General features: G+C 72.3%; 20 protein-coding genes. 10 read left to right on the top strand and 10 right to left on the bottom strand.

From position 1 onward, the window contains the following. Positions 1–52: 52 nt before the first annotated feature. Positions 53–496: a hypothetical protein gene (locus HUT10_RS06875; RefSeq protein ID WP_176170395.1), complete on the top strand. Its 444-nt coding sequence runs from the start codon at positions 53–55 to the stop codon at positions 494–496. A gap of 179 nt (positions 497–675) precedes the next feature. Beyond that, positions 676–1,170, top strand: coding sequence for a LysM peptidoglycan-binding domain-containing protein (locus tag HUT10_RS06870; protein WP_176170394.1), 495 nt, complete (start codon positions 676–678; stop codon positions 1,168–1,170). Between the two features lie 38 nt (positions 1,171–1,208). Here HUT10_RS06870 and HUT10_RS06865 read toward each other — a convergent pair whose 3' ends face one another. The 4 genes from HUT10_RS06865 to HUT10_RS06850 all read right to left on the bottom strand — a co-directional run bounded on the left by HUT10_RS06865 (position 1,209) and on the right by HUT10_RS06850 (position 8,759). After that, positions 1,209–1,988: an ATP-binding cassette domain-containing protein gene (locus tag HUT10_RS06865; RefSeq protein WP_176170393.1), complete on the bottom strand. Its 780-nt coding sequence runs from the start codon at positions 1,986–1,988 to the stop codon at positions 1,209–1,211. Then, positions 1,985–2,959, bottom strand: a complete 975-nt coding sequence (locus HUT10_RS06860) for an ABC transporter permease (RefSeq protein WP_176170392.1) — start codon at positions 2,957–2,959, stop codon at positions 1,985–1,987. Before HUT10_RS06860 ends, HUT10_RS06865 begins: the two co-directional genes overlap by 4 nt. A gap of 7 nt (positions 2,960–2,966) precedes the next feature. After that, a complete protein-coding gene (locus HUT10_RS06855) occupies positions 2,967–4,064 on the bottom strand; it encodes a substrate-binding domain-containing protein (RefSeq protein WP_176170391.1) in 1,098 nt (365 codons plus the stop codon). A 162-nt stretch (positions 4,065–4,226) separates the two neighbouring features. Beyond that, on the bottom strand, positions 4,227–8,759 hold the full coding sequence (locus tag HUT10_RS06850) for an RHS repeat-associated core domain-containing protein (RefSeq protein WP_176170390.1): 4,533 nt from the start codon (positions 8,757–8,759) through the stop codon (positions 4,227–4,229). 313 nt (positions 8,760–9,072) lie between these two features. Here HUT10_RS06850 and HUT10_RS06845 point away from each other — a divergent pair, with 313 nt between their 5' ends. Continuing rightward, positions 9,073–9,825, top strand: a complete 753-nt coding sequence (locus HUT10_RS06845; protein ID WP_254896724.1) for a glycoside hydrolase family 75 protein — start codon at positions 9,073–9,075, stop codon at positions 9,823–9,825. Positions 9,826–9,847: 22 nt separating this feature from the next. On the opposite strand, the gene HUT10_RS06840 is transcribed toward HUT10_RS06845, so the two are convergent. The 3 genes from HUT10_RS06840 to HUT10_RS06830 are packed head-to-tail and all read right to left on the bottom strand — an operon-like array spanning position 9,848 to position 11,833. Continuing rightward, the gene (locus tag HUT10_RS06840; protein WP_176170389.1) at positions 9,848–10,642 is read right to left on the bottom strand and encodes a hypothetical protein; all 795 of its coding nucleotides are present in this window, start codon (positions 10,640–10,642) and stop codon (positions 9,848–9,850) included. Then, positions 10,639–11,169: a SigE family RNA polymerase sigma factor gene (locus HUT10_RS06835; protein ID WP_176170388.1), complete on the bottom strand. Its 531-nt coding sequence runs from the start codon at positions 11,167–11,169 to the stop codon at positions 10,639–10,641. The genes HUT10_RS06840 and HUT10_RS06835 overlap by 4 nt, the downstream gene beginning before the upstream one ends. Positions 11,170–11,224: 55 nt before the next feature. Continuing rightward, on the bottom strand, positions 11,225–11,833 hold the full coding sequence (locus HUT10_RS06830; protein ID WP_254896723.1) for an RICIN domain-containing protein: 609 nt from the start codon (positions 11,831–11,833) through the stop codon (positions 11,225–11,227). Positions 11,834–12,026: 193 nt separating this feature from the next. Between HUT10_RS06830 and HUT10_RS06825 the strand changes: the two genes are divergently transcribed. Then, positions 12,027–12,431: a ribonuclease domain-containing protein gene (locus HUT10_RS06825; RefSeq protein ID WP_176170387.1), complete on the top strand. Its 405-nt coding sequence runs from the start codon at positions 12,027–12,029 to the stop codon at positions 12,429–12,431. A gap of 459 nt (positions 12,432–12,890) precedes the next feature. On the opposite strand, the gene HUT10_RS06820 is transcribed toward HUT10_RS06825, so the two are convergent. Together HUT10_RS06820 and HUT10_RS06815 are read right to left on the bottom strand one after the other, a co-directional pair. After that, positions 12,891–14,111 (bottom strand): MFS transporter, encoded by a 1,221-nt coding sequence (locus HUT10_RS06820; RefSeq protein ID WP_176170386.1) that lies wholly within the window; start codon positions 14,109–14,111, stop codon positions 12,891–12,893. A gap of 95 nt (positions 14,112–14,206) precedes the next feature. Further along, positions 14,207–15,130 carry a LysR family transcriptional regulator gene (locus tag HUT10_RS06815; RefSeq protein ID WP_176170385.1) on the bottom strand — a complete coding sequence of 308 codons (924 nt, stop codon included), beginning with the start codon at positions 15,128–15,130 and terminating at the stop codon, positions 14,207–14,209. 83 nt (positions 15,131–15,213) lie between these two features. On the opposite strand from HUT10_RS06815, the gene HUT10_RS06810 reads away from it, so the two are divergent. From HUT10_RS06810 to HUT10_RS06785, 6 genes are read left to right on the top strand one after another with little or no spacing between them, the layout of a single operon-like run. Next, positions 15,214–16,176, top strand: coding sequence for a cyclase family protein (locus HUT10_RS06810; protein WP_176170384.1), 963 nt, complete (start codon positions 15,214–15,216; stop codon positions 16,174–16,176). Positions 16,177–16,202: 26 nt separating this feature from the next. After that, on the top strand, positions 16,203–17,333 hold the full coding sequence (locus HUT10_RS06805) for an FAD-dependent oxidoreductase (protein WP_176170383.1): 1,131 nt from the start codon (positions 16,203–16,205) through the stop codon (positions 17,331–17,333). Between the two features lie 21 nt (positions 17,334–17,354). After that, on the top strand, positions 17,355–18,281 hold the full coding sequence (locus HUT10_RS06800) for a VOC family protein (protein ID WP_176170382.1): 927 nt from the start codon (positions 17,355–17,357) through the stop codon (positions 18,279–18,281). After that, positions 18,281–19,168, top strand: a complete 888-nt coding sequence (locus HUT10_RS06795) for a fumarylacetoacetate hydrolase family protein (protein ID WP_176170381.1) — start codon at positions 18,281–18,283, stop codon at positions 19,166–19,168. Before HUT10_RS06800 ends, HUT10_RS06795 begins: the two co-directional genes overlap by 1 nt. Beyond that, on the top strand, positions 19,165–19,887 hold the full coding sequence (locus tag HUT10_RS06790) for an SDR family oxidoreductase (RefSeq protein ID WP_254896722.1): 723 nt from the start codon (positions 19,165–19,167) through the stop codon (positions 19,885–19,887). The genes HUT10_RS06795 and HUT10_RS06790 overlap by 4 nt, the downstream gene beginning before the upstream one ends. Before the next feature lie 10 nt (positions 19,888–19,897). Further along, complete coding sequence (locus HUT10_RS06785) at positions 19,898–21,043, top strand: S9 family peptidase (RefSeq protein WP_176170380.1); 1,146 nt, start codon at positions 19,898–19,900, stop codon at positions 21,041–21,043. A 12-nt stretch (positions 21,044–21,055) separates the two neighbouring features. On the opposite strand, the gene HUT10_RS06780 is transcribed toward HUT10_RS06785, so the two are convergent. Further along, the gene (locus tag HUT10_RS06780) at positions 21,056–21,490 is read right to left on the bottom strand and encodes a MarR family winged helix-turn-helix transcriptional regulator (protein ID WP_176170379.1); all 435 of its coding nucleotides are present in this window, start codon (positions 21,488–21,490) and stop codon (positions 21,056–21,058) included. Between the last annotated feature and the right edge of the window lie 60 nt (positions 21,491–21,550).

Genomic DNA, 21,550 nt, shown 5'->3' with positions numbered 1-21,550 from the left:
TGCCGGGGTTCGGCGGCAGCGTGACGCGGTCGCTCGAGTACCGTGGGCAGGGATGCCACTGATCGCCGCCGTCGACGACACCGTCGACGTCGAATACGGCCAGTTCGTGCTGCAGGAGCTCGCCATGACCCGCAGCCCGCTCACCTTGCCCGTCCCGGCCGGGGCCTGGACCGCCGTCGGCGGCGCCGGGGGGCTGCTCCTGCACAGTGCCGCCACCGATCACGCGCCCGCCGTCCGCATCGAACTCTGGGACGGCGCGCCGGCCGGGGACACCGCGGAGTGGGACGAGGTCCTCGACCTGACGTGTGACCTCGCCGCCGACGTCCGGCTGCAGTCGGTGACCGCGACGCCGGGCCACCACACGCTTCCCATCACCCACCCGGGCGCCCACCACGCCCGAATCCACGCCGGCAACCAGCGCGACGCGGGTCGGCTGGGCGAAGGCAGTTGGGCCGAGGGCGTCGAACGCTGGCTGATCCAGCTCTGGCCCGTTTGAGAGGGAGCCGGAGTTCGGTACCGCTCACCCTTCGGGTGCAGCGGCGGGGGAATCCGGTCCGGAGCACCGCCGATCGGCTCAGCCCCGACTCCTCGGCCGAGGACCAATTCCTCTACCGGCAGAACGGTTTCCGGCCCAGGATCGGCACCGCGGGCGGCTCGGAAGCGAAGGAGTCAACGGTGTCGATCCATGTGGAGCAACCTGCGGCCTACGACCTGGTCGGCAACATCATCCAGGTGGCCGGCGTGGCCGGCGGGGCGTTCGAAGCGACTTTCGGGTACCGCGTCCACGACGGGCACGACGAGGTCACCGGCTCGTTCCTGGCGGGCGACGGCACCGGCGGGCACGGCCAGTTCCAGTTCACCGTCGACGTCACCGGTGCGGCCTTCCAGCTGGACCGGTTGTACGTGGACGTGTTCCACGCTTCGCCGAACAACGGTGCGGAGCTGGACAAGGTGGTCGTTCCGGTGGTCTTCGGCCCCAAGATCGTCCCGGGCTACCAGGCCTACCTGGAGCACGTCGTGGTCGCCGGCGAGACGCTCTGGAGCATTGCCACGAAGTACTACGGCTCGGGGAACTTCTACCACCGGCTGGTGGCCGCCAACCCGGTCACCGTCCCGAACCCGAACGTCATCCACCCGGGTGATGTGATCCGGGTGCCGCAGGGAACCTGAGCCCGAACCGGTGCACACCGGAGTGGCGCCGCGAGGTGTCACCCCGGTGCCGGGCCGGGACGGCGGGCCGGATCGAGGAGCCGGTACTCCGCGTTCACCAGCTCGAGCAGTTCCGCCACGGACGTCTCCGCCGACTGGCGGTCGAGGGTGATTTCGCCGTGCTGCACCAGGTTCACCCGGTCGCAGATGTCGATCACCTGTCCGTAGTTGTGGGCGATGAGGATGATCCCGATGTCCCCGCGCTGCTTCAGCTCGTGCAGCAGCCGCAGGATCACCGCGCTCTCCTTGGCGCCCATCGCGGCGAGCGGTTCGTCCAGCAGCAGGAGCTTCGCCTTCGAATACACCGAGCGGGCCACCGCGATCGCCTGGCGCTGGCCGCCGGAGAGCATGCCCACTTCGGCGGTCACCGACGGGATGGCGATGCCGATCGAATCCAGGGCCTCCCGTGCCCGGCGCTTCATCTCGCGGCGCCGCAGGAACGGGATCGGGCGGTGCGTCAGCTCGCGGTTGAGGTGCAGGTTCAGGTACACCGGCAGGTCGTCGACCATCGCCAGGTCCTGGAACACCGTCTCGATGCCCAGCGCTCGCGCGTGCACCACGGACTTGAGCGTCACCGGCTCGCCCTCGAACAGCAGGCGCCCGCCGTCCGGCTGGTGGTAGCCGGTGAGGATCTTGATCAGCGTCGACTTGCCGGCGCCGTTGTCCCCGATGAGCCCGAGGATCTCGCCCCGCCGGACGTGCAGGTTGATGTCGGCGAGGGCGGTGACCGGGCCGAACACCTTGCTGATGCCCTCGGCCCGGATGATCTCGCCGGTCATGTCCGCTCCCGGGCGCCGACGCGCTTGCGCACCACGATCAGCGACACGTTCAGCACCATCGCGCCCAGGATGGCCGCGCCGAGCACCACGTTGAACGCGTTCGCGCTGACGCCGGTCAGGTTGAAGCCGTCGAACACGATCCCCAGCAGCAGCGCGCCGAGGAACGCGCCGGCCACCGTGCCGGAACCGCCGAGCAGGGCCGTGCCGCCGATCACGGCCGAGGCGACGGCGAAGAACATCGTGGTGAACCCGCCGTTGGTCGGGTCGTAGGAGCCGACGCGGGTGCCCTGCAGGAGCCCGGCGAGCCCGGCGAGGGTGCTGGTGATCGCGAAGTTGACCACCTTCACCCGGTTGACCGGGATCCCGGACTCCGCGGCACCCACCGGGTTGCCGCCGGTGGCCTGGGTGTGGATGCCGAACCGCGTCGCGGACAGGACCACCTGCATGACGAGGACCACGGCGAGCGCCCACAGGAACTCGCTCCAGCGCGCCCCGCCGAAGACCTCGAGCAGCCCGCTGCCCTTCGGCGCCCCGACCGGGCGGGCGTTCGAGATGATCAGGACCAAGCCCTGCAACAGGAAAGCCATGCCGAGGGTGGTGATGAACGACGGGATGCCCAGCACGGTCCGGACCAGCCCGTTGACCAGGCCGACCAGCGCGCTCACCACGAGCGCGCCGAGCAGCGCCGGCCACAGCGGCCACCCGTTGACGTACAGCTGCATCAACACGAACGGCGACAGGGTGAACACGAAACCCGCGGACAGGTCGATTTCCCCGCAGATCAGCAGCATCACCTGGCCCGCGGCGATGATCGACCACGGTGCGACGTACTGGGCGATCGTCTGGTAGTTGTCCGCGGAGTTGAACGCGCTGCTGGTGGCCGTGAAGTAGCTCCCGGCGGCGACCGTGACCAGCAGGATGCTCAGCTCCTTGACGCGCATCACGCCGAGCAGCAGCGGCCTCAACGACATCGCCCCGCTACCGGCTCGGCACCGTCGCCGGCGGCAACGGGATGGCGGCGGGCATGGCGATCACGTCCTTGTTGTCCCCGCCCTCGAACCGGCTGCGGGCGGTCGCGTACGGCCCGACGTTCTCCTTGGTGACGAAGGTGAGGCCGGTGTCGGTGGCCGGCGGCGCGACGAGCGTGCCGGACAACCGGAACAGGTACAGGTACAGCACCGACAGGAAGCCCTGCAGGTACGGGGACTGGTCGATGGTGAAGTCGAGCGCGCCGCTCTTCACGCCGGTGACGGTGTCGTCGAGCAGGTCGAACCCGCCGCTGCCGATCTTGCCGGCCAATCCGCGGTCGGCGACGAGCTTCGCGCACGCGGCCGTGCTGCCGGCGTCGACCGCGTAGATCCCTTTCGCCCCGGTGTTTCCGGTGTAGGCGGCGGTCATCGCGTTGAGCTCGCCGGCCTGCTCGGCACCGGTGTTCACGGACCGGACCTGCACGCCGGGAGCGCCTTGCTTGAGCGCGTCGGTGATGCCGTCGAGCCGCGGCTGGACGTTGTTGCCGCCCGGCTGCGAAATGCCGACCAGGATGTCGCCGGCGGTGACCTTCTGCGCGATGCGTTGCCCCATGCGGAATCCGGACAGGTACAGGTCCTGGCCGACGTAGGCGAGCGGGTAGTTGCCCGCCGCGCTCGCGTTGTAGGCGATCACCGGGATGCCCGCGCCCAGCGCCCGCTTGGTGAGCTCGACGAAGGCGTTGTCGTCGGTCAGCGCGACGGCGATCCCGTCGGCCTTGCCGGTGATCGCGGTCTCCATGGCGCTCGCCATCTGGGCCACGTTCCCGTTTTCCGAGCCGGTCCACTGCGGCTCGGGCAGCCCGAGCAGCGCCGCGGCGTCGGCGAGCCCGGACCGCGTCGGGACGAAGAAGGAGTTCGTGGTGACGTGGTTGACGAACACGAACCGCCAGCCGGGCGTGCTCGGGAACGGCCCGGACCGGCCGCCGTTCTGGGCTTCCTGGACACCGGTGCACGCGGCGAGCAGCGCGCTCGCGGCCGCCGTGCCGCCGGCCAGGCCGAGGTGTTTGAGGACGGTTCTTCTTGGTGTGACGCGTGTTTCAGCAGTCATCTGACCCCGCGATCGTCGCAGCGGACCGAGCGGAACTGCCGACGACCGTAGCAGACGTATGATGTCTACACCAGGTCGTCGGCAGGCTCCGGCAAGTTGTCCACTTCGCGGGCGAAAGTGGGCATCAGACGTATGTTGTTTGGTCTGGACCAGTCGCCTGCCTCAGCGGATCGGGTTCGGCGTGATGTCCTGCGCGAACAGGTTCCCGTTCGAACTCCCGACGTGCACGTGGTACCCGCGGCCGCCGACGTTGACCGTGATGTGCGGTCTCGGGTCCGCGTGGCCCGCGGCGCCGCCGAGGCCGCCCTGGTGGATGCCCGCCGTCTGCTGCCAGCCGCGGCCTTCCTCCATCTGCCGCAGCAGTTCCTTCGCCCGGCGTGCTCCCTCGCCGCGGCCGGCGGCGAGGTTCTGCAGGATGCCGACGAACTTCTTGTCGCTGATCTCCGTCACCGGGACGTTCGCGTTGCCGTGGAACACCGGCTGGCCCGGGCGGTTGTTGGCCAGCACCGGGTTGTTCGCCTTGCCGCCCTTGCACTTGCCCTTCCCGCCCTTGAGCCCGACCGGATCGAGCCAGCCGGTCGGGTTGCGGACGTAGGCGTGCGGGTTGGTGCCACCGCCGAGGCCGATCGGGTCCGGGCTGATGTACCGGCCGGTTTCCGGTTCGTAGTACCGGTTCACGTTGTAGTGCAGACCCGTCTCGGCGTCGAAGTACTGGCCGGGGAACCGCAGCGGCGTCGGCGCCGGGGCCGTGGTCTCCACGCCCCACAGCGTCTGCGTCGCGTGCCAGGTGATCCGGCCGGTTTCGTCCACCAGCTCGGCCGGGCTGCCGATCAGGTCGGCGACGACGGCGTGGAACTGCTCGTCGACGCCGCCGTCCGCGCGCGACCGGCGGTCCAGCACGCTCACCGGCACCGGCCGGTCGGGTTCCCAGTCCCACGTCGTGACCCGTGCCGGCGCACCCGCCGTCGTGACGATCTCCTCGGCCGGGACGAGCCCGTCCCAGACGAAGGTGGTTTCGGCGGCCGTCGTGCCGCCGGGCCCGAGGAGCCGCTTCGCCACGCGACGGCCCAGCGCGTCGTAGGCGTAGCGCCACTCGCTGCCGTCCGGCGTCCGGACCTGCTCGAGCCGGTCGTCGGCGTTCCACCCGAACGTCCACTCGCCGCCCGGCTGCCGCCGCCCGGTCAGGCGGCCCAGTTCGTCGTAGCGGTAGTGGACGTCCCCGGCGCGGCGGACCTGCGTCCCGGTGTACTCGCGGGAGCCCGCGGTGGCGTGGCGGGTCGTCCAGTCGGCGGTGGTGACGTTGCCCAGCGCGTCGTAGGCGTAGCGCTCGACGCCCGTCCGGTGGCGCAGCCCGGTGACGCGGCCCAGCCGGTCCAGCGCGAAGTCCCGGCGGCCGGACAGCAGGTCGTCGACGCCGGCGAGCACGTCGTCGGCCCGGTGGTGGTAGGCGCGGCGCTGCCGCGGCTGCCCGTCCGGGCCGGCCACGACCTGTTCGACCAGCCGGTCGTTGGCGTCCCAGCGCTGGGCCAGCGTCGCCCCGCCGAGGACGCGCTCGACCTCGCGCCCGGCGGCGTCGTGGGCGAACCGGATGGACCGGCCGGCGGTGGCCAGCTCGGCCGGGGCGCCCGCCGCGTCGTAGGTCCAGGTGCTGGTGACGCCGCCGGCGGTGTGGCGCGCGGTCCGCAACCCGCTGCGGTCGTACCGGGACCGGACTTCCCGGCCGTTGCAGCTTTCCGCCACCACGCGGCCGAGGCGGTCGTAGGCCAGGGTGAGGTCGGCGTCGGCGTTCGTCGCCCGCACCAGCCGGTCCGCGGCGTCGTAGGCGTACGTGGTGACGCTGTCCCCGCAGCGCTTGCCGGTCAGCCGGCCCAGCGCGTCCCACGTGTACGTCGTCGGGATTCCGGTGCCGGGGACGCTTTCCAGCAGCTGCCCGGCGGCGTCGCGGCGGTAGGTGACGACCCGGCCGTCGAAGTCGGTCTCCCCGATGACCCGCCCCGCCGCGTCGCGGTGGATCCGCCACTGCGCGCCGGTGGCGTTGGTGACCGCGACGAGCCGCAGCTCGGTGTCGTACTCGAACCGGGTGCGGCTGCCGTCCGGGGCGATCTCGCAGACGGGCAGGTCGAACGGCCCGAAGTCGGTGCGGGTGACCGCCCCGGTGGCGTCGGTCCGCTCGGTCGCGTTCACCTCGCCGTCGTAGGTGAAGCGCTCCACCGCGCCGTCGGGGGAGATGCGCTTCCAGAGCTCGCCCTCGACCGTCCACGCGAACTGCGTCGTGTGCCCCGCCGGATCGGTGACCGACTCGACGCGGCCCAGCCGGTCGTAGCCGTAGGTCGTCCGGCCGCCGGCCGGGTCGAGGACCACCCGCGGCTTGCCCAGCGCGTCGCACTCGATCCCGGTGGTGCGGCCCTCCTCGTCGGTGAACGAGCTGAGCGCACCGCGCTCGTCGTGGCCGTAGCGGCGGACCCCGCCCATCGGGTCGGTGGTCGCGACGAGCCGGCCGGCGTCGTCGTAGTCGTAGGTCCAGACCGCGCCGTCGGGCTCGACGGCCGCCCGCGGGCGGCCCCGCGAGTCGAAGCGGACACTGCGCACGCTGCCGTCCGGGCGGGTCTCGGACGTCCGCCTGCCCTGCTCGTCGTAGCCGTAGCGGGTGACGCGGCCGAGCGGGTCGGTGGTGGCGAGCAGGCGGTCGTGCCGGTCCCACTCGTAGGTCGTGACGCCACCGAGCGGGTCGGTCTCCCGGACGAGCTGGAACTCCTCGTTCAGCTCGAAGGTGGTGGTGTGCCCGAGCGAGTCGGTGGCGCGGTTGACGCGGTTTTCCCGGTCGTAGGCGAAGCTGTAGCTCAGCACCCCGCGCGGCCCGGTGCCGCGGACGCACCGGTCGCGCTCGTCGTAGGTGAACTCGTAGCCCCACCCGTTGCGGTCCCGCCAGGCGGTGATGCGGCCGGCGTCGTCATAGCCGAACCGGTACGGCCGGCCCGACGAGTTGACCACCTCGGTCAGGTGCCCGCGCTCGTCGTAGGCGAAGCGGGCGAGGGTGACGCGGTCGCCGTCGTCCGCGCCGACGGAGGCGAGCTCGGTGATCCGGCCGCCGTCGGTGGCGACCGCGATCCGGTGCCCGGCCGAGTGCCGGACCTCGCGCAGGACGCCGCCGGTGTCGCGGTCGAAGGTGATCCGGTGGCCGTCGGCGTCGGAGATCGCGGTCAGCCAGCCGGTGTCGCCGCCGGCGGGGAAGTGCAGGGAACGGCCGAGGTCCGGCTGGTCGAGGAGGTACTCGTCGCCGAGCCGCCGCAGCGGCCACCACGGGCCGTCCACCGGCGTGACGGCCGTGGCGCCCGGGACCGGGTAGACGAGCAGGGTGCCGTCCTCGGCGGCGAAGTCGACGCGGCCGTCGCCGGGTTCGAGGCGCTGGTCGGCGGTCGACGCCCAGGATCGTCCGAAGTGGACACCGCTGCGGTAGCCGGAGAAGTGGCTGCGCTCCAGCACGAGCGCCAGGACGCCGTCGATCTCGACGTCGGTCTGGCCGAGCATCATCCGGCCGGTCGTCATGTCGATCGGGTCGCCGCTGCCCGGCCGGCAGTCGACCGGGGTCGAGTTCTCCTTGGGCGCGCCGTTGTGGTCGGCCAGCCCGCCGTCGCGCGGCTTGCCCCCGCCGTCCCTCGGCTTGCCGCCGCCCGGGCCCTTGCCGCCGCCGGAAGGCGTGGTGCCGCCGTTCGAAGACGGCGTGTCGTCGGGCCCCTTGGACGCCGGCGGCGGGTCGTTCTTCGGCGGCGGCGGGTCGCCCTTGGCGCCGGAAGTGCTGGTGCCGTCGCCCTTCGCCCCCGAAGGCGTGGTGCCGTCGCCCTTCGGCGGCGGCGCGTCCGGGCCGCCCTTGCCGTGGGGCCCACCGATGTCCTTCGGGCCGCCCTTGATGTCCGCGTGCTTGGGTGGCGGCGCGGTCTTGCCCGGCTTGATCTTCCGCAGGGCCTTCGCCGCGTCCCCGAACAGGTCCCCGGCCCGTTTCAACAGCGGGATCAGTGCCTTCAACGCCGTGACCAGCCGCTTCACCAGGTCCGCGATCTTCGACGCGGTCTTCGCCACCGCGCCGATCACCTGCGGCACCACCCAGGTCATCCCGATGCCGAGGGTGAACACCACCTGCAGCGCCCAGCTGATCAGGTGCCCGACCAGCTCCGCGATGATGTCCCGCACCAGCGCCCGCACCGCCGCGACGACCTCACCGGCCGTCTTGACCCCGCTGGACGCGCCCTCGCAGCCCTTCTGCGCGGTCTCCAGCAACGTCACGGTGTCCTGCGCCCGCTGCCGGTAGGTGTCCGCGGCGGCACCGGTCCAGGACGAGACGTCGGTCTCGACCATGCTGGTCAGGTCCTCGCCGACGCTGCCCAGCTCGGTCGCGATGTTCTTCCAGGTCTCGGACTGGGCGGCGATCTCGTCGGCGTTGCCGGTGAGGCCGTTGAGCGCTTCCTTGAGCGGGCCGACGTGCTCGATCAGCCAGCCGACCCCGGCGGCGAGGATCGCCCCGAAGGGGTCCATCGCCATCGACAGCGCGTCCAGCGCCGTGCCGACCGCTCCCATCGCGACCGACGCCCAGTCGCCGCTTTCGATGGCCGATTTCAGGTCGTTCGCCGTTTCCAGCAGCGAAATGCCCGAATACGCTTTCGTGGAGTCCTTGGTTTCCGCGACCAGCGGGTTGCTCACCGGACGACCTTTCCGCAGCTCTTCGTGGACCGGGTCGGCGCCCGGTGCACGTCCCCCTCCGAGCTCACCCGGCGGGAGGATAGCAATGCCGCCACGGCGGGTGTTCCCGTTCGTGCCGGACTGCCCGAACGGCCACGGTTCGCGGCTTATCGGGCAGCCGCCGGATTCCGCCGCAGGTCAGGGGTGGGCAGCCGGGGTGCCCCGGACACCGGGACGATTGCCTAAAATCCGAGTAAAAGTGTTCCGTCGCCGGACGTCCGGGTGGTTCCCTCTGTTAGGTAACTTTCCTAACTATCGGAGGAGGGTCCCGCTCATGTCATCCCGTAGCCGCTCCGCTGTGGTGGCCGCCGCTCTGACGCTCGTGGCACCGTTCGCGGTCAAGACCGCCGACGCCGCCACGGCGGACGCCGCCCCCTCGTACACCGCCGCCCAGGTGCTGGCCGGCGTCAAGAAGAACAGCACGACCGCGAACAAGGTCAACACCAAGGCCCACATCAACACCATGACGCGGGCGAAGAACGTGAACGTGTACCAGGTGACGCCGGGTGTCTACGCCTACAGCTCCGGCCTGGCCGTCGACACCGACGGCAGCGACCCCGACCCCGATCCCGACCACCAGGGCCAGACGACCTTCCAGGACAGCAACGGCAAGCAGCTGGGCGCGCACCACGTGCCGTTCTACGTGCTGGGCGACGACTGCTGGGACCGCAAGAGCCCCTGCCCGCACTTCTTCTACAAGGAACACGGCATCAAGGGCAGGCAGTTCGCGCTGGTGTTCTACAAGGGCAAGGTCATCGGCGCCATCTTCGGCGACACGCAGACCGGCAACAGCCAGACGACTTCGGACAACGACTCCCGCGAGCTGGGGGAGGCGTCGGTGAAGGCGGCCTCGCTGCTCGGCATCCCCAGCAGCGGCACCACCGGCGGCGTCGACAACGGCGTGACGGTGGTGATCTTCTCCGGGGCGTCCTGGGTCGTGAACGGCACCAACGCCACCCTCAACAGCAACGCCCAGGCCCTGGTGAGCAAGGCCCTGGACACCCTCGGCGCCGAACTCGGGCTCTGAGCCCACCTCCCCGACGGCGGCCTCAGCGGTAGGTGCCGCGGATCGTGTGGCTGCCGTCGGGGGCCGTGGCCTCGACGCGGTAGGTGTCGAGACCGGCGTCGCGGGGGCCGGCGGCGTGGTTGTACTGCACCGCGAAGATCTGCTGCGCGGCCGGGACGGTCCGGCCCGGCTTGAGCACCCAGCGGAAGACCACCGCACCGTCGCTTTCCTGGGCGGTGACGGTGAAATCGTCCGCGGGCGCGGTCTGCCACTGACCGGTGCTCTGCACCCCGCCGGTCTGCGCGACGCGCACCTCCACGACGAACGCGGTCAGCGGACGGCCCGCGTCCACGGTGAGCTTGCTCTGGGACCAGAACACGGTGCTGTGCGGGTCGACGGCGCCCTGCCCCGACAGCGGCCCGTCGGTGACCCGGGCACCCGCCGGGACGGCCGGGGTGGCCGGCGGCGGGGTGCTCGGCGACGGCCGTCCGGTGGTCGTCCGGTTCGGCTGCCCCTGAGCGGGCGGCGAGGCCGGGCCGGTGGGGGAGGGCGAGGCGCTGGGCGCCGCGGTGGTGGCCGGCACGGAGAGCGTGGTGTCCCCGTCCGGGCGCGCCGGCGTCGTCTGGCCGCTCCCGGCGACGGCGAAACCGGCGACGGCCAGGACACCGGCCGCGGCGGAGCCGGCGAGCACCACCTTCGGCCACGACCGGGCGATACCCGGCCGCGGCCGCACCGCGGTGCCCGCCACACCGCGGTGCACGCGGGCCAGGATCCGTTCGCGGTCGGGCTGGTGCGCTTCGGCGGCTTCGCGCAGCCGCCTGCCGATCTCTTCGTTCACCGGCTCCTCCGTTCCGTCGCCAGGTGCCCGGCCGCGCCGGCGCCGAGCAGGCGTTCCAGCTCGGCCAGCGCTTTCGAGGTCTGGCTCTTCACCGCGCCCACCGAGATGCCCAGTGCCCGCGCGGTGTCCTTTTCGGACAGGTCGAAGGCGTGCCTGAGGACGACGCAGGCCCGCTTCCCGAACGGCAGCCGGTCCAGCGCCGCCCGCACGTCCACCACGGCGGCCACGTCGGGACTCCGGTCGTGCTGCGCGCCCGGCGGCCAGAACAGGGCGATCCGGCGGCGCTCGCGCGTCGCGCTGCGGACCCGTTCCCGCGCCAGGTTCGCGACCACCCCGCGGGCGTAGGCGACCGGGCGCTCGGCGCCGCGCAGCCGGTCCCAGCGCTGCCACAGGGCGATCAGGGCGTCGGCGGCGAGGTCGTCGGCGGCGTCGGGCTCGCCGGTCAGGAGAAAGGCGAACCGGGCCAATCCGGCGTAGTGCCGTTCGAAGAAGTCGTGGAACTCCCTCGATGTGTCCTCGAGGAACATGGGTCTCGGCTGTCCTCTTCCTACCCGTGCCCCGCCCGGGGCGGCGGCCCGCCGGTCACGAGCCCGTGGCCGGTTCGGCGTACAGTACGCCGCGGTCGTCCGGCCCGGCGCCGACCCGGGTGGCCGCGCCCGGATCGGCGGCTTTCGCCAGGGTCCACCGCTGGTCGGCGCCGCCCCGGTCGGCGGACCGGGCGACCGCGCGCCGTCCGGTGCCCTCGGTCACGCCCAGTACCATCCCGCCGCTGCGCGAGACGATCTTCAGCGCCCCACCGCCGGTGTCGCGCAGCTGCCACTGCTGGGCGGCGGCACCGGTGCCCGGCTGCTGCTCGACCTCGGCCACCTCGGTGGCGGACGCGCGCACGGCCAGCACCTTCCCGCTGTCCCGGTTGACCAGCAGGCAGTAGCCGCCGCCCACCGGTTCCAGCCGCCACTGCCGGCTCGTGGCGCCGCCACCGGCCGCGTCGAGCGCGCTGCCGTCGCGCACGGAGAGGAACAGGTAGTAGGAGGCCGAGTCCACCCGCACCGGCTCGGCGCCGTCGCGCGTGAACAGCAGGTGCGGCGCGGCGAACGCGGGAACGCCCAGCGCCAGCGCGATCGCCACCGGGCGGCCGCGGTGGGGTTTGCGGATCCGGTGCCGGGCACCGGCGGACCTGGTCAGTCTCAACGCAGCACTCCTCGGGGTCGGGCGGGCTTCGCCACCTGGTTGCCGCCGGACGGCGAAAGGTTGCCGCCTCCCGGAAAAAACCTCGGGTCACCCGCCGGTCGCCGGAAGTTCACCGGATCGGTACGTTCCCGGTCGCCTTCCGGCGACGCTCGGCGGTCACCATTCCGGAGCCCGTACGAGACGAGGAGGTTCCGTGCCCGCTTCGATGCTTTCCCGGACCGCGCGGCGGCTCGCCGTGACCGTGACCGCGGTGGCGGCCACGCTCGGTGTCTGCACCGCGGTCGCCGACGCCACCGTGTACAGCTCCTGCACCCAGACCCGCTGCTCGGCCGCCCGCTCGGCCAACACGACGTGGCAGGGCAAGGGGTACCCCGGCACGCGCGGCTGGTACGACTGGCCGGGCGGCCAGTGCAACTACGCGGGCGGCACCTACCAGAACCGTGAAGGCGAGCTGCCGGCCGGCCACTCGTTCCGCGAGTTCGACGTCTACCCCCGCGCGTGCGGCGCGGCCCGCGACGCCTACCGGATCATCGTCGACCTGACCACGGGCGTGGTGTGGTTCTCGCCGAACCACTACACGGACTTCTACCGGATCTGAGCCCGCGCCGCGGGCATGGTGGATCGCGTGTGGAAGACATTGTGCGTGGTTACTGTCGTCGGGGTCGCGGTGGCCGGGTGCAGCATCCCGGCCGACCCCGCCCCGCCCCGGCGACAGCACCGGCCGAGCCGGTCACCCGCCCCGCCCACCACCACGCCCACCACCGCGCCCACCACCGCGCGGCACGTACACGACCGACGAGCTGCTCGCCCTCGGCTACAACGCGGGCCCGGCGAACATGAAAGCCTTCGCGAAGGGGACCGAACCGGGCGCGCGGGCGCAGGAGTACGTGACCACGCTGCGGGAGAACTGGGCGAAGGCCGGACGCGCCGTCGGAGGCTGAACCACCACCTCCGGTGGGCACCGCCGCGCGTGCGCCGACAGGCATCACGCGGGCGCCCCGGGGCATCACGTGTGTCCGGAGGGGCATCACCCTGATCACCCGTGTCGCCCCTCCCGTCAGCCTTCGGTGACGTCGAGCGGCTGGTTGTTCCGCCGCAGCAGGAACGCCGTCAGGACCGCGGCGATCGCGGACGCGATGCCGAGCACCGCGAGCGCTCCCTGCAGGCCGCCCGTGCCGGTGCCGATGGCGGCCAGGGCCAGCGGGCAGGCGAATTCGCCGATGAACAGCGTGCCCGTCCACAGGCCGGTGCCGCGGCCTCGCTGGTCGAACGTGAGCCGGTTGACCGCCCACGTCAGCAGGGTCGGCAGGAGCATGCCCGTGCCGAAGCCGGTGCACACCGCGCCGATGGTGATGACCGCCGGCGAGGTCGTGGCGAACACCAGGAGGAGCCCCACGGCGGCGAGCCCGAACTCGACCGGCAGCAGCACCCGAGGCGTCCGGCCGGACAGGCGGCTGAACGCGATCGCTCCCGCGGCCGTCGCCAGTGACATCACCGCGGAGACCGCGCCGATCGTCCCGGTCGCGGTCACGCCGACACTCGTGAGCACAAAGGACAGTTCGACGATCAGGGCGTAGAAGACGATGCCGCCGAACAAGGTGATGAGGCAAGGTGCGGCCAGCCGGCGCCAGGGCAGGCTCGCCGGCCGCCCGGCGGTGCGGCGGTGGGGCTGCCACAGCTTGAGCGCCATCGGGATCGCCAGCGGCGCGGCGACGGCGTACAACCAGAACGGCGTGCGCCAGCCCGAAGCGCCGAGCACCCCGCCGAGAGCGAGGAACACGGTGGCCGACAACGTGGCGACCAGGGTCTGCAGGCTCAGGTAACGCGCCCGGCGCGCGCCGGACCAGTAGTCGCCGATGAGGGTGGTGCAGCAGGTCATGATCGCGCCCTCGCACAGCCCGACGAGCACCCGGCTCGCGAGGATCGTGGCGAGGGAGTCCAGGTAGAGCGGAGCTGTGCCGAACACCGCGTAGGCCAGCATTGCCAGCAGCAGCAACCGTTTCCGGTCGATCCGGTCGGCGACGACGCCGGCGAACGGCGCGGTCAGCCCGATCAGCAGGGCCGGCGCGGTCAGCACGATCGGCACGAGGACGTCGGCGCCGGGCGTGTCCGCGAACGCCTTGCTCAGCTGCGGCAGGACGGGGGCGATGAGCACGGCGCCGAGCACCGACAGGCAGCTCCCGGCGAGCAGCAGGAGGAGCTGGACCGGCCCGGCGGTCGCCCGTCGGCCGGTGGCGGTGGCGGCCGGTGACAGGTTCACGGCTGGGGTTTCGGGCATGTCGGCACCTGAGTTCCGTCGTTGGGTCAGGGAAGTGCCGAAAGTGTGGGTTCCGCGGTGCGGGAAGCGGAAATCACTTCTGCTGAACCGCGGTATCAGCGCGGTGGATGCTCGGCGACCTCGGCGGCGATCCGGGCCAGCAGGTCGCGCAGGTACTGGTGTTCCGGATCGTGCTCGTACATCGGGTGCCACCAGACCGCCTCGACCAGGGGACCGGCTTCGAACGGGCAGGGCAGCGCCCGCACGTTCTCCTCGGCCGGGATGCGCTCGGCGAGCCGCCGCTGCAGCAGGGCCACCCGGTCGGTGCCCGCCACGAGGCCCGGGACGGTCAGGAAATTCTCCGTGACCACCTGGACGTGCGGCTCGATGCCGAGGATCCGCATCTGCAGCGCGGCCGGGGTCGACGCGGTGGGCCCGTGGTAGGAGACCACCCACGGCATGGTCCGCAACTGCTCGACCGTCAGCCCGTGCGCCACCGCCGGGTGCCCGGCGTCGACCAGGCAGACCCAGTCGTCGCGGTGCAGGTCGCGGTGCGGCAGGCCGTGGAGGAACCCGTGCGGCAGCACCAGCAGGTCGATGCCGGTGAGGGCCTGGCGGGCGTTGTCGACGATCGCCGGGGTGTTGGCGATGAACCGCACGCGGGCGCCGGGCGCCTCCTGCGCCAGTGCGGCGGCCAGCGGGGCACCGAGGACCGCGACGCCGTAGTCGCTCATGGCGAGGGAGAACTCCCGGGCGGTGGTCGCCGCGTTGAAGTCCGGCTCGGCGGCGAACACGCGCTCGACGCCGTTGACCGCGGTGCGCACGCGGCCGCGCAGCTGGACGGCCAGCGGCGTGAGGCGGTACTGGTTGCCGAAGCGGGCCAGCAGTTCGTCACCGAAGTGGCGGCGCAGCCGCGCCAGCTGGGCCGAAACCGCGGGCTGGCTGAGGCCGACCTGCTCGGCCGCGCGGCTCACGCTGCGGTGTTCGAGCAGCGCGTCGAGCGTCACGAGCAGGTTCAGGTCCAGACTCGCCAGGTTCACCACCTCAGGTTATCCACCGCATGGATAACGTGCATCACCTATTTCGTCTTCCCTGATGCTGTGGTCCCCGCACAGTGAGCGGCATGGACCGCACCGATCCCGAAGCCGCGATCGCCGCCGCCGCCAAGCGCTGTTCCAACTGGGGCCGCTGGGGTGCCGACGACGTCCTCGGCACCCTCAACTTCCTCGACGACGGCAAGCGCCGCGAAGGCGCGGCCCTGGTCCGCCGGGGCGTCGGTTTTCCGCTGGCACAGCGGTTCGACGCGGACGGCCCCCAGAAGGGCTGGCGCCGCCGCACGAACCCGGTGCACACCATGCTGGACACCGGCCTGGACGCCGAACGCGGCACGCAGGGTTTCCCGCACGGGATCGGCGGCGCCGACGACGTCGTGTTCATGCCGCTGCAGGCGTCGACGCAGTGGGACGGGCTCGGGCACATCTTCGACCACGGCGTGGCCTGGAACGGCCGCCGGGCCGGGGACGTCGTGACCAGCGAAGGCGACCGCGTCACCGGGATCGAGACCGCGTCGGGCCGGATCGCCGGGCGCGGGGTCCTGCTCGACGTCGGCCGCGCGCTCGGCACGGACGGCGAGCTCCCGGACGGGTTCGCGATCACCGTGGCGCACCTCGAGGAAACCATGGCCGCGCAAGGGGAAACCGCGCACGTCGGCCGCGGCGATGTGCTCCTGGTGCGGACCGGGCGGCTCGCACGGGCGCGGCGCGAAGGCTGGGGCGACTACGCGGGCGGGCCCGCGCCGGGGCTGTCGTTCACCACGGCGGAGTGGCTCCACGACACCGAAATCGCCGCGATCGCCACCGACACCTGGGGCTTCGAGGTCCGGCCCAACGAGTTCGACGACGCCTTCCAGCCGCTGCACCAGGTCGCCATCCCGCACATCGGGCTGTTCCTCGGGGAGATGTGGGACCTCGACGCACTGGCCGCGGACTGCGCCGCCGACGGCCGGTACGAGTTCTGGCTGACCGCCGACCCGCTGCCGGTGACCGGCGCGGTCGGGGCGCCGGTCGCGCCCGTCGCCGTCAAGTAGCTCCCGCACCGGACAAAGGAGTCCCCATGCCCGCCGTGCACACCGTCCTCGTGGTCGGCAGCGGCCTCGCCGGCACCGCCGCCGCGATCCACCTCGCCGACCACGGCGTCGCGGTCGACCTGATCGAGCTGAAGCCGGACATCGCCGCCATCGGCTCCGGCATCACCCTGCAGGGCAACGCCCTGCGCGAGCTGCGCAAGCTCGGTCTCTGGGAAGCCGTGCAGGCACACGGATACAGCTTCGACAGTCTCGGCCTGCGTGCCCCGGACCCCGCCGGGACGCTGCTCGCCGAATTCCCCGACGTCCGGACCGGCGGCCCCGACCTGCCGGCCACGCTGGGGATGCCCCGGCCGGACCTGGCGCGCCTCCTGCGCGAGCGCGCCGGTTCGGCCGGGGTCAAGGTCCGCTTCGGGCTCACGGTCACCGAGCTGGCCCAGGACGCGAGCGGCGTCGACGTCACCTTCTCCGACGGCTCGACCGGCCGCTACGACCTCGTCGCCGGCGCCGACGGGATCCGCTCGTCGGTCCGCCGCCTGCTGGGCATCGACCCGGGGATCCGGGCGACGGGCATGGGCATCTGGCGCGCGTTCGGCCCGCGTCCGGCCTCGGTGACCCGGACCGACCTGTTCTACGGCGGGCCGTCCTACATCGCCGGCTACTGCCCGACCAGCGAGGACACCCTCTACGCCTACGTCGTCGAGGCCGCGCAGGACCGCAGCGGCCTGTCCCCGGCCGAACGGCTCACGACGATGCGCGAACTGGCCTCGGCGTACCACGGCCCGTGGGACGACGTCCGCGCCACGCTGACCGACGCGTCGCGGGTCAACTACACCCTGTTCGAGACCCACGTCCTGCCGGCGCCGTGGCACCGGGGGCGCGTGGTGCTGATCGGCGACGCGGCGCACTCCTGCCCGCCCACCCTGGCCCAGGGCGGCGCCCAAGCGCTCGAAGACGCCGGGGTGCTGACCGAACTGCTGCTGGCCGCGGAAACCCTCGACGACCGCCTCTGGACCGAGTTCGCCGAGCGTCGCTGCGCGCGAGCGGCCACGGTCGTCGAGGCGTCCGTCCAGCTCGGACAGTGGCTTCTGGACGGTGAGCAGGGCGACGTGCCCGGGCTGATCGGCCGGATCGCCGCCCTCGTCGCCGAGCCCGCCTGAACCCCCCCGGAGGAGAACGAGATGATCACCCACCTGCGGCACGTCGACCTCGCCGTGCCGGACCTGGTCCGCCAGCGGGACTTCTACACCGGTGCCTGGGGCCTCAAGACCGAGCACACCGACACCGGCGTCGCGTTCCTGGCCGCGGAAGGCTCACCCGAGCACTACGTGGTTCGGCTGCGCGAAGCCGCTGACAAGCGCATCGACCTGATCGCCTTCGGCGTCGCCACCGTGTCCGATGTGGACACACTCGCGGCCCGCCTGGCCACCGGGGGCGTGACCCTCGTCCACGAGCCGCGGACCCTGCACACCCCGGGCGGTGGTTACGGGTTCCGGTTCTTCGACAACGAGGGCCGGACCATCGAGATCAGCGCCGAGGTCGCCGTCCGCGCCCACCGCCGGATCGAGGCGGGCGAGGCCGTCCCGGTCCGCCTGTCGCACGTGGTGATCAACTCGGCGAACCCCGAGGCGACCCGGGCGTTCTACGAGAAGCACCTGGGCTTCCGGCTGTCGGACATCCTGATGCACCCGCGGATGGGCGAGATGATGTGGTTCCTGCGGGTGAACTCCTGGCACCACAGCATGGCCATCGCCCGGTGCCCGCACCCGTCGCTGCACCACGTGTCGTTCGAGATGCGCGGGCTGGACGAGTACATGCGCGGCACCGGACGGCTGCTGCGCGCGGGTGTCGAAAAGGTCTGGGGTCCCGGACGGCACCTCGCGGGCAACAACACCTTCAGCTACTTCCTCGACCCGCACGGCAACACGGTGGAGTACACGACCGAGCTGGAGCTCGTCGACGAGGACACCTGGCACCCGCACCTCTACGACTTCAGCGACCCCGAGGTGTCCGACCAGTGGGGGACGGCGAACGCGATGAACGAGTTCGTCGCGCGCAAGTCCTTCAACGACCCGGACAAGGGCCTGTTCGTGGCCCCGCCGGTCTGATGCGCTTCGCCACCTACGAGCACGGCGGAACCGTGCACGCGGGCGTCGTCACCGGCGACGGCGTCCGCGCGTTCCCGGCCGGGGTGACCGTGCTGGACGTGGTCCGCGGCGCACCCGCCGTCCCCGGCGGACCCTCGGTCCCGCTGGCCGAGGTGCGGCTGCTGCCGCCGCTCGACCCTCCGAGCGTCCGGGACTTCGTGGCGTTCGAGGAACACGTCGAAGGCATGGTCGCCCCGGGATCCGTGCCGCCGGAGTGGTACGAGGCGCCGACGTTCTACTTCACCAATCCCTGCGCGCTGGTCGGCGCGCACGACGACGTGCCGATCCCGCCGGGTTCGCGGCTGTTCGACTTCGAGCTCGAGGTCGCCGCCGTTATGGGCCCCGACGGGATCTTCGGCTACACGATCCTCAACGACTGGTCCGCTCGCGACCTGCAGCGCCGCGAGATGAAGGTGAACCTCGGGCCCGCCAAGGGCAAGGACTCCGCCACGACGCTCGGGCCGTGGCTCGTCACGGCCGACGAACTCGAGCCGTACCGCGACGCGGACGGCTTCCTGGCGCTCGACATGCGAGTCGCGGTCAACGACGTCGGAGTGGGGCAGGACCTGCTGTCCAACATGGGCTGGCCGTTCGAGGAACTGGCCGCCTACGCCGGCCGGGGGACGCGGCTGCGCGCGGGGGACGTCCTGGGGTCCGGGACCTGCGGCAACGGCGGTTGCCTGGCCGAGCTGTGGGGCCGCGGCGGCACGCAGGAGCCGCTGCGGCCCGGTGACGTCGTGGAGATGTCGGTCGAAGGCCTCGGGACGATCCGCAACACCGTCGTCGCCGGGGTCGAGCTGCCGCCGGTCCGCCCGGCGCGGCCCCGGCCCCGGCGGCGGTCGCGGTGACCGGGAAGGTCGTGGTCGTCACCGGTGCGGCCCAGGGCATCGGCGCGGCGGCCGCGCGGCTGCTCGCCGCGCAGGGCGCACGCGTGATCGGGGTCGACCGCGCCGAAGACCCCGGACTGCCCGGCGTCGAGCACCACCGGCTCGACGTCACCGACGACGCCGGCTGGGCCGGGCTCACCGCGGGGCTCGAGCGGGTCGACGGCCTCGTCGCGGCGGCCGGTGTCACCTGGCGGGCCCGGCTCGGCGACCTGGCCGCGGCCGACCTGGCGCGCGTGCAGGACGTCAACGTCGGCGGTGTGCTGCGGGCCGTGCAGGCGGTGCTGCCGCTGATGCCGTCCGGCGGGTCGATCGTCGTGACCGGCTCGGCCGCGGCGCTGACCGGCCACTACCCGCTCGCCTACACCGCGAGCAAGTGGGCGCTGCGCGGCTTCGTCAAGGCCGCCTGCCTGGAGCTGGGCGGCCGGGGCATCCGCGTCAACGCCGTGCACCCCGGGTACGTCGAAACCCCGATGACCGCCTCGGCGCCGCCCGGGTTCCGGGCCGCGAACGTCGCCGAGACCCCGCTCGGCCGCACCGGCACCGCCGGCGAGGTCGCCGCCGTCGTCGCGTTCCTGATCGGCGACGCGGCCTCCTACGTCTCCGGCGCCGAGATCCCCGTCGACGGCGGCCTGACCGCGCACGGCGGCGTCAAGTCGATCAGCGAAGCCGCCCGAACTTGAGAGGAACCCCGTGTTCGAATACTTCCCCGGCAACTACGTCTGGAACCTCGGCGTGGTCGCCGCGCTCAACAGCGGCGGCCTGATCGACGAGGTCGACCGCGCCTGCCGGCCCATCCGCGACGCCGCCGCCCAAGGCTCGGACGCCGGGACACCGGACTTCCTGCGGGCCTGGACCGCGCTCACCGACCAGCTCGTGGCCCAGGCCGAGAAAGCCGGGCACGCCCGCACGGCGGGCGAACTGTACTTCCGGGCCACGAACTACCTGTGCCAGGCCGAGCGCATGCTCGCCCACTCCGACCCGGACCGGCTGCCGTCCTACCGGCGGGTGCTCGCCCTCGCGCAGAAGGCCTTCGACCTGCGCGACCGGCGGATCTCCCGGGTGGCGATCCCGTACGAGGGCACGACCCTGCCGGCGTACTTCTCCCTCGCCCCCGCCACCGAAGCCGGACCGGCGCCGGTGATCGTCCTGGTCAACGGCCTGGACTCGACCAAGGAGCACATGTACACCTCGGGCCACTGGCGAGAGCTCGCCGAGCGCGGGATCTCGTGCCTGATGCTCGACCAGCCCGGCACCGGCGAAGCCCTGCGCCTGCAGGGACTCACCGCCCGCGTCGACGCCGAAGCCTGGGCGGGCGCGGCCGTGGACTGGCTCGAGACACGGTCCGAAGTGGACACCAGCCGGATCGGGATCGTCGGCTGGTCCCTCGGCGGCTACTACGCACCCCGTGCGGCGGCGTTCGAGAAGCGGTTCGCGCTCTGCGTCGCCTGGGGCGCCAACCACAACTGGGGCGCGGTGCAACGACGTCGTTTGGAGCGCGAGGGGGAGCGGCCCGTCCCGCACTACTGGGAACACGTGCTGTGGGTGTGGGGCCACGACGACCTGGACGAGTTCATCACCTTCGCCGACGACGTGCACCTGGACGGCGTGGTCGAGAAGATCACGGTGCCGTTCCTCGTCGCGCACGGCGAGAACGACCGGCAGATCCCGTTGGAGTACGCCCACCGCTCCTACGACCAGGCGGTCAACTCGCCTCGGCGCGAGTTGCGCGTCTTCACCGCGGAGGAAGGGGCGACCGAGCACATCGGACTCGACCACCTGCCCCACGTCAGCACGTTCATCGCCGACTGGGTGGCCGACACCTTCGAGGCCGGCTGAGCGAAAGTCGCCCTAGCCGGCCGCGAAGCGTTCCTCGAGGTCGGCGAGCGTCCGGTTGCACCGCCGGATCGTCTCCGGGTCGACGTCGCCCAGCAGGTCCGCCAGCAGTTCCGACCACGCGCCGCGGAGGACTTCGAGGTTGCGCTGGGCCAGCTCGGTCGGGTGCACCTCCACCCGCCGGCCGTGGCCCGCGCGGGTCAGCATGCCCTTGGCTTCGAGGCCGCGGAGTGCGGTGCTGACGTTCGTGCGCTGCAGCCCGGTGCGCTCGGCGATGCGGCTCGGCGTGCAGCCCGGGTCCAGGTCCACCATCCGCATGACCTGGCGCTCGGTGGCGGTGAGCCGGACGACGGCCGGCTCGGCCGGGGTGCGCAGGCGGATCAGGCGGGCGACGTTGAGCACGAGGTCGGCCAGGTCGGCGTACGGATCCGCGGGCTGGGGGCGTGACACGCCTGCGACACTACCCTATGGTTATCGGCACATAATTATGGATCGATAGCCGAGGGGAAG

This window comes from Amycolatopsis sp. Hca4, from assembly GCF_013364075.1.
In the GTDB taxonomy this organism is placed as follows: domain Bacteria; phylum Actinomycetota; class Actinomycetes; order Mycobacteriales; family Pseudonocardiaceae; genus Amycolatopsis.
Note: the sequence above shows the minus strand (reverse complement) of the source record. Positions and strands in the feature narration are given on the sequence as shown.